Below are 245 nucleotides of genomic sequence, written 5' to 3'. Positions count from 1 at the left end.
GGCGTATCGAGGCGGGTGACGAGCCTGCCAGAACCTCTCGAGGAGAGCGATACGCCATGACCGAGACTACCAATGTTCTTGCTTTCCGTCAGCCGTCCGCGGTTGATGATCCACTGACCGATATCGTTCGTGCCGGCGCGCGGGACCTGCTTGCCAGGGCGATCGAGATCGAGGTTGGCGCGTTTCTGGCCAGCACGGCCAATCTGACGCTGCCCGACGGTCGAGCGCGCCTGGTCCGACATGGG

The 245-nt window shown here is 64.1% G+C and carries 1 pseudogene; it reads left to right on the top strand.

The annotated features are described in order from the left end of the window. Positions 1-56: 56 nt before the first annotated feature. Positions 57-245 (top strand): annotated as a pseudogene (locus QJT78_RS53470) (IS256 family transposase); the annotation flags it as partial.

The sequence above is a fragment of the Bradyrhizobium sp. Mp27 genome, assembly GCF_029953005.1.
In the GTDB taxonomy this organism is placed as follows: domain Bacteria; phylum Pseudomonadota; class Alphaproteobacteria; order Rhizobiales; family Xanthobacteraceae; genus Bradyrhizobium; species Bradyrhizobium barranii.
Note: the sequence above shows the minus strand (reverse complement) of the source record. Positions and strands in the feature narration are given on the sequence as shown.